Origin of the sequence: Corallococcus sp. 4LFB (assembly GCF_046520365.1) — a bacterium.
In the GTDB taxonomy this organism is placed as follows: Bacteria; Myxococcota; Myxococcia; order Myxococcales; family Myxococcaceae; genus Corallococcus; species Corallococcus caeni.
In genome coordinates, this window is record NZ_JBKGHJ010000430.1 from 1 (window position 1) to 7,233 (window position 7,233).

A 7,233-nucleotide genomic window follows, 5' to 3' on the forward strand; every position below is an offset into this window, starting at 1 on the left:
GGCACGGGCAACGGCGGTGGCGGCACGGCGCTGGGCATCAGCGGCCTGGGCACCCAGGGCAACGGCCGGGGCACGGGCGGGTCCGGCATCGACCTGGGCGCCGCGGCAAGTCCATCACCAAGGTCATCCCCGGCAAGACGACGGTGATTGGCGGCCTGGACAAGGACGTCATCGCCAAGGTCATCCGGCGGCACCAGAATGAAATCAAGTACTGCTACGAGTCGGAGCTGAACAAGAACCCGTCGCTGGCCGGCAAGGTCGCGGTGGCCTTCACCATCGACCCGGCGGGCGCGGTGGCGGACGCCAGCGTGTCGGAGTCCACGCTGGGCAGCACCCCGGCGGAGCAGTGCATGATCTCCCGCATCCGCCGCTGGAAGTTCCCGGAGCCCAAGGGCGGCGGCGTGGTGAACGTGACGTACCCCTGGCTGTTCTCGCCCTCGGGCGCTGAGTAGCGCCAAGGCGCGATTCGTAGACTGGAAGACCGAAGTGGCGTGGACGAAACGGTCCACGCCATTTTCGTTTTTCCCCGCTGCCGTTTCGTGCCCGGCATCACTACTGTCGGTGCCGCTGCTGCCCGGAGTGCGAGGGAGCAGGAGGACAACGTGACGGGAGGAGTCGTGAGGAAGTCGCTGCTGTTGGCCGCGCTCGCGCTGGCGACGCCGGCCCTGGGAGCCACCCCGCCGGAGGGCGTCCCGTTCGAGCCGCGCCGGGGGTTCTTCACCGAGACCGACGTCGGGGTGTTCTTCACGGTGGGCGGCGGGAACAACTACTCCAACGCGCAGTCGTACGTGCAGCTGGGCATCGGCTACGACCTGACGGAGCGGCTGTCGCTGGGCGCCCACTTCGCGCTGGGGTCCTCCGCGCAGAACTGCTTCGCGGGCTACCTGCCGGACTCCAACGTGTGCGCGCTGTCGGACAACTTCACGGTGGCCTTTGGCGACCTGACGGCCGCGTACCACGTGCAGCTGGCCCACCGCTTCTACCTGACGCCCAAGGTGGCGGCGGGCTACACGCGCCTGGACCCCACGCCGGTGGATCCGGACAAGGGCGACCCGGGCCGCTCCATCAACGCCCTCAACGCGGGCCTGGGCGTGGGCGTGGAGTACGCGACGTCCTTCGACCACTTCTCCGTGGGGGCGGACCTGCTGGGGCGCTACATCTTCGGGCCCAACATCATGTCGTTCGCCGTGTTCCCGCGCGTGAAGTACACGTTCTGAGGCTTCAACGCCGCGCCGCCTGCCGGCAGGAGGCGTTGGATCCGCGGAACCGGCTCGCGGCCCGGAACGAAGCAGGGGCCGCCACCCGCGTGTGCGCGGATGACGGCCCCTGGAAGCTTCAGGCGCTATCGGGACGGCTTCAGTCCGCCGCCTCGGCGCGCTCCTCGCGCTTGCGGTCGCGCTCGGCGCGGTAGCGCTCGCCCACGGCCAGCGCCTTCTTGCGCATGCGCACGGACTTGGGCGTCACCTCGACGAGCTCGTCGTCGGCGATCCACTCCAGGGCCTTCTCCAGCCCCATCTCGCGCGGCGGGACGAGGATGACGTTCTCGTCGCGGCCGGCGGCGCGGATGTTGGTGAGCTTCTTCTCGCGGCAGCAGTTGACGTTGAGCTCGGACGGGTGCGCGTGCTCGCCGATGATCATGCCCTCGTACACGGTGGTGCCCGCGCCCACGAAGAGCTGACCGCGCTCCTGGATGCTGAACAGCGCGTACGGCACCGTGTCGCCCAGGCGGTCGGAGACCATGGCGCCGTTGGCGCGCTTGGGGATGTAGCCGAACCACGGCTCGAAGCCGTCGAACTGGCTGCTCATGATGCCCTCACCGCGCGTGATGGTGAGGAACTCCGAGCGGAACCCGATGAGGCCGCGCGCGGGGATGCGGAACTGGAGGCGGGTGCGGCCCGAGCCCAGCTGCGTCATGTCCGTCATGCGGCCCTTGCGGGGCCCCAGGCGCTCCGTCACCGCGCCCACGCTGTTCTCCGGCACGTCGCAGAAGAGCAGCTCCATGGGCTCGTGCGTCTGCCCGTCCACCACCTTGGTGATGGGCTCCGGGTTGGAGGCGGTGAGCTCGTAGCCCTCGCGGCGCATGTTCTCGATGATGACCGCCAGCGCCAGTTCGCCACGGCCCACCACGCGGAACGCGTCCGGCGTCGCGGTGTCCTCCACGCGCACGGCCACGTTGCGGTAGGCCTCGCGGTACAGGCGCTCGCGCAGGTTGCGGGAGGTGACGAACTTGCCTTCCTTGCCCGCCAGCGGCCCGTCGTTGACCTTGAAGATCATCATCATCGTGGGCTCGTCCACGGTGATGCGCGGCAGCGCCACGGGCTTCTCGAAGTCCGCGATGGTGTCGCCGATGGAGATCTCCTCGATGCCCGCGATGGAGACGATCTCACCCGGGCCCGCGTCCGGAATCTCCGCGCGCTTCAGGCCGGAGAAGCCGTACAGCTTCACGATCTTGCCCTGCTGCACCTTGCCGCCCTCGCGGACGATGGACACGGGCATGTTCGCCGTGATGCGGCCCGCCTGCACGCGGCCCACCGCCAGACGGCCGACGTAGTCGTCGTAGTCCAGGTTGGCGACCAGCAGCTGGAGCGTCGTCTGCTCCGCCGGAGGCGCGGGCGGGGGCGGGATGTGCTTGATGATGGCGTCGTACAGCGGCTCCAGCGTCTTGCCCGGCACGTCCAGCGACGTGGAGGCCTGACCCTGGCGCGCGACGGTGTAGAGGACGGGCATCTCCAGCTGCTCTTCGTTCGCGCCCAGGTCGATGTAGAGCGAGTACACCAGGTCCAGCACTTCCTTGGCCCGGGCGTCCTGGCGGTCGATCTTGTTGATGACCAGCACGGTCTTCAGGCCCATGGCCAGCGCCTTGGTGAGCACGAAGCGGGTCTGGGGCAGGGGACCTTCGGCGGCGTCCACCAGCAGGATGACACCATCGACCAGGCGCAGACCGCGCTCCACCTCGCCACCGAAGTCGGCGTGGCCCGGGGTGTCGATGATGTTGATCTGCATCCCCTTGTAGGAGACCGCGGTGTTCTTCGCGAGGATGGTGATGCCCTTCTCGCGCTCGAGGTCGTTCGAGTCCATGACCCGTTCGGTCATGTGCTCATTGGCGCGGAAGGTACCCGCCTGCCGGAGCAGGTGGTCGACGAGGGTGGTCTTGCCGTGGTCGACGTGAGCGACGATGGCGACGTTGCGGATGTTTTCGCGAGAGATCATGCGGACCAACTGACTGAAAGAAGGTGCGAGGAGAGACGCCCAGGACGGGGTTTCTCAATCCCACCGGAACCCGGAAGGCGGGGGCTTATATGCCGGGGGCTTCCCGCCTGCAATGAAGGCGGGTGTCCAGCAGGCAGACAATCAGGCCGTCCACCCCCCGGGCGCTTATCCCACCTTGGGTCGTGACCCGGCCGTTTCAACCCCCAGCCGCTCTCTCAGGAAGCGCTCCACGCGCAGCTCCACGAGGCCCGGGACTTCCAGTGGGGCGGTATGGGTGCCCTCGGAAACCATCAGGAGCTCGGAGGCGGGGATGCGCTCGGCCATCTTCCGGGACAGCCAGCCGGGGGTGAAGCGGTCCTTCTCCCCGGCCACCACCAGGGTGGGCACGTCCACATGCTCCAGGTGGTCCTCGGCGGTGTGGTTCGCCAGCGAGTCCAGGGTGCGCACGAAGACGACGGGGTCCATGCGCGCCAGGTGGGTGAAGTAGGGCGCCAGGTCGTTGCGCGCGATGAGCTCCGGGTTCATCTCCAGGCGGATGGCCAGCTGCACCACCAGCTCCGTGGTGAGCGCCCCGTGCACGATGCGCGCGGTGTGGCGGGGGAAGCGCTCCACCGCGGAGCGGAGCGTGGGGAAGATGCGCTTGAGCAGCGTGGAGTCGTGGAAGGTGTCCAGGGGCATGCCGTAGCTGCCGCACACCAGCACCAGCCCCTCCACGCGCCGGGCGTAGCGGCGGTGGAACTCCAGCGCCACCTGCACGCCCATGGAGTGGCCGAAGAGGACGGCCTTCTGCATCCCCGCCGCGTCCATCACCCGCGCCAGGTCGTCGCAGGTGTACGCCATGCCGATGCGCGTGCGGTCCGTGGGGACGGTGCTCTTGCCGTGGCCCCGGTAGTGCCAGCGCAGCACCCGATGGCGCCGGCCCAGGTAGGGCAGCAGGTACTTCCACGCGAAGCCGTCACAGCCCAGGCCGTCGCACAGCACCATGCCCGGGCTGCCGTCGCCCCGCACCTGGTAGTAGAGGTCCGCGCCGTCGGGCACCCGCAGCGAGTCCTGGCGGAAGGAGACCGCCTGGCCATGGGGCGCGCTCACGCTTCCACCTCGTCCGCGTCCAGGCCTTCGGGGATGCCCTTGTCCAGCCCGTAGCGCGAAATCTTCAGGATGAGGTTGGAGCGGCTGATGCCCAGCTCGCGCGACAGCCGGCTCTTGTTGTAGCGGGTGCGCACCAGGCCCTGGTGGATCATCTCCTTCTCCAGGGACTCCACCGCCTCGTGCAGCTTGCCGTGCGCGCGCGGGGCGATGAAGGGCCCGCCGCCGGGGACCACGGCGTCGCGGATGCGGCTGGAGAGCAGCTCCGCGGGGATGACCTCCAGCTCGCCGCCCAGCACCAGCAGCCGTTCAATCTCGTTCTCCAGCTCGCGGATGTTCCCCGGCCAGGCGTACGCGCCCAGGATGCCCAGGGCCTCCGGCGCCAGGCCCCGCGCGCGCTGGCCCTCGCGGTGGTGCTTGCGCAGGAAGTGGTCGATGAGGACGGGCAGGTCGTCCTTGCGCTCGCGCAGGGGCGGCAGCTGCAGGCGGATGACGTTGATGCGGTAGAAGAGGTCCTCGCGGAACTCGCCGCGCTTCACCAGCTCCCCCAGGTCCTTGTGGGTGGCGGCGATGACGCGCACGTCGACCTCGCGGGACTGGGTGCCGCCCACGGGCAGGAAGGTGCCCTCCTGGAGCACGCGCAAGAGCTTCACCTGGAGGGCGGGGGACATGTCGCCCACCTCGTCCAGGAAGAAGGTGCCCGTGTCCGCGACCTCGAAGAGGCCCTTCTTGTCCTTGAGCGCGCCGGTGAAGGCGCCCCGGGTGTGCCCGAAGAGGGCGCTCTCCAGCAGGTTGTCGTTGAAGGCGGAGCAGTTCTGCACGACGAACGGCTTGTCCTTGCGCGGGCCGTTGTGGTGGATGGCGCGCGCCACCAGCTCCTTGCCCGTGCCGGACTCGCCGTTGATGAGGACGGTGGAGTCGGAGTTGGCCACCTTCTCCATCAGCCGGAACACCTCGTTCATGGCGCCGGAGCGGCCGATGATCTTCTCGAAGCGGTAGCGGTTGGACAGCTCGGAGGCCATGGACTGGATGGTCTCCTCCTTGCGCGTGAGCTCCACCTCCTGGTTGGCGATCTCCGTCACCGCGAACTCCAGCAGGTCCGACAGCTTGCTCAGCTCCGAGCCGTCCAGCACCGGCACGCGCTCCGCGGCGCCCTCCAGCTCCAGCAGCGCCCCGGGGGCGATGTCGCGCATCTTCCCCAGCAGCACCTGGCCGTCGCCGGGGGTGAGCGGCTGGCGGGCGAAGCCCTCCACGAAGAGGAAGCCCTCGTACTCGTTGCGGATGTAGAGCGGCGCGCCCACGATGGACAGGCGCAGGTGGCAGTCGTGGAACAGCGAGCGGCGCAGGTTCTTGGCGGCCTTGAACTTCTCATGCAGCACCCGCACCGACTGGGCACACCGCCGCATCCCCTCCCGCGCCCCCAGCGAGTGGCGGCAGAAGTCGTTGGGCGGCGGGATGAAATCCCCGCGCTGCCAGTCGTGCACCACGCCGTGGCGATCCGCGAACGACAGCTCCACCTGCCACCACTTGCGGATGACATCCCTCAACATGACAATGGTGTGCAGATTCTGATGCTTCTCGAAGTCCATCCCCACGGTCCTCGCCCTGTTGCGGATCAGGACAACGGATCTACGGGGTTGTCCGAAATCAATCCAGCGGCACCTGTCCGAATGACAGCGCTGTTCGCGTACCCTGGTTCCCTGTGAGCGCACCCCCACATACACACGGCAGGGCAGGGCACGGCCATTCGCACGACCATGATGATCATTCCCACCATGGGCATTCGCACGGCCCCGGGCATGGGCATTCGCATGGCCCCAAGCGGGGCGGGCTGGCGGAGGAGCGGCGCAAGGACCGCCGCCGGCTGCTGTTCGCGCTGGGGCTGACGGCGACCATCATGGTGGCGGAGGCGGTGGGCGGTTTCCTCACCAACTCGCTGGCGCTGCTCTCCGACGCCGGGCACATGCTGACGGACGTGTCGGCCATGGTCCTGAGCCTGCTGGCGCTGTGGTTCGCCGGGCGGCCCGCGGACCTGAAGAAGACCTACGGCTACTACCGGATGGAGATTTTGAGCGCGCTCCTCAACGGGGTGCTGCTGCTGGTCATCACCATCTTCATCCTGATGGAGGCCTGGCAGCGCCTGCGCACGCCGGCGCCGGTGGAGCTGGGGACCATGGCGCTGGTGGCGGGAATCGGCCTGGTGGCGAACCTGGCGGCGCTGGGCTTCCTGCACCAGACGCACTCCATGAACGTGCGCGGCGCGTTCCTGCACGTCCTGGGGGACACGCTGTCGTCGGTGGGCGTGCTGATTGGCGCGGGCGTGATGTGGTGGACGGGCTGGTACATCGTGGACCCCATCATCTCCGTGCTCATCTCCGCGATCATCGTCGTGGGCGCGCTGCGGCTGGTGAAGGACGCGGTGGACGTGCTGCTGGAGGCGGTGCCCGCGCACGTGGACCTGGAGCAGGTGCGGGAGCTCATGGGGAAGGTGCCGGGCGTGCAGGCGGTGCACGACCTGCATGTGTGGACCATCTCCAGCGGGATGTACGCGCTGTCGGCGCACCTGGTGGTGGCGGACCCCATGGTCTGCAACAACGACGACATCCTGTCCGCGGTGAAGCACGACCTCTTCGACCGCTTCGGCATCGACCACACCACCATCCAGATCGAGAGCCAGTCCTACGCCCACCTGGGCGAGGTGCACTGACTCGCGCTTGCGAAAGGCGCGCGGGGCGGGGATTCTGGCCGGCTCCTATGAGCGTGCTGGACAAGGTGTTGTCGCTGCGGCCGGGCAACGTGGTGGCGCGGGTGGGCCCGGGCTCCCGGGTGCCCTGCTGGATCCGCGGGAGCTGCTGCGGGCGCTGGAGTCCACGCCCATGGCGCTGCCGTGCCTGCCGGTGCTGGCGAAGGGGGCGCTGCCGGGCCTCCTGGGCGCGG

The 7,233-nt window shown here is 68.8% G+C and carries 5 protein-coding genes and 2 pseudogenes; 4 read left to right on the top strand and 3 right to left on the bottom strand.

Annotated elements, in window-relative coordinates:
- Window positions 1-452 (top strand): annotated as a pseudogene (locus ACLEQD_RS32940) (TonB family protein); the annotation flags it as partial.
- 165 nt (window positions 453-617) lie between these two features.
- On the top strand, window positions 618-1,217 hold the full coding sequence (gene cglE, locus ACLEQD_RS32945) for an adventurous gliding motility protein CglE (protein WP_410389479.1): 600 nt from the start codon (window positions 618-620) through the stop codon (window positions 1,215-1,217).
- 139 nt (window positions 1,218-1,356) lie between these two features.
- On the opposite strand, the gene typA is transcribed toward cglE, so the two are convergent.
- From typA to ACLEQD_RS32960, 3 genes are all read right to left on the bottom strand, one after another.
- Window positions 1,357-3,210, bottom strand: coding sequence for a translational GTPase TypA (typA, locus tag ACLEQD_RS32950; RefSeq protein WP_410389471.1), 1,854 nt, complete (start codon window positions 3,208-3,210; stop codon window positions 1,357-1,359).
- Window positions 3,211-3,375: 165 nt separating this feature from the next.
- Complete coding sequence (locus tag ACLEQD_RS32955) at window positions 3,376-4,299, bottom strand: alpha/beta fold hydrolase (protein WP_410389473.1); 924 nt, start codon at window positions 4,297-4,299, stop codon at window positions 3,376-3,378.
- On the bottom strand, window positions 4,296-5,885 hold the full coding sequence (locus ACLEQD_RS32960; protein WP_410389475.1) for a sigma 54-interacting transcriptional regulator: 1,590 nt from the start codon (window positions 5,883-5,885) through the stop codon (window positions 4,296-4,298). The genes ACLEQD_RS32955 and ACLEQD_RS32960 overlap by 4 nt, the downstream gene beginning before the upstream one ends.
- A gap of 113 nt (window positions 5,886-5,998) precedes the next feature.
- Between ACLEQD_RS32960 and ACLEQD_RS32965 the strand changes: the two genes are divergently transcribed.
- Window positions 5,999-7,003 carry a cation diffusion facilitator family transporter gene (locus ACLEQD_RS32965; RefSeq protein ID WP_410389477.1) on the top strand — a complete coding sequence of 335 codons (1,005 nt, stop codon included), beginning with the start codon at window positions 5,999-6,001 and terminating at the stop codon, window positions 7,001-7,003.
- A gap of 7 nt (window positions 7,004-7,010) precedes the next feature.
- Window positions 7,011-7,233, top strand: a pseudogene (locus tag ACLEQD_RS32970) (hypothetical protein); the annotation flags it as partial.

Bases quoted from the DNA above. Each gene is read 5' to 3' on its own strand.
- typA (WP_410389471.1), bottom strand. From the start codon at position 3,210: ATGATCTCTCGCGAAAACATCCGCAACGTCGCCATCGTCGCTCACGTC.
- ACLEQD_RS32960 (WP_410389475.1), bottom strand. From the start codon at position 5,885: ATGGACTTCGAGAAGCATCAGAATCTGCACACCATTGTCATGTTGAGG.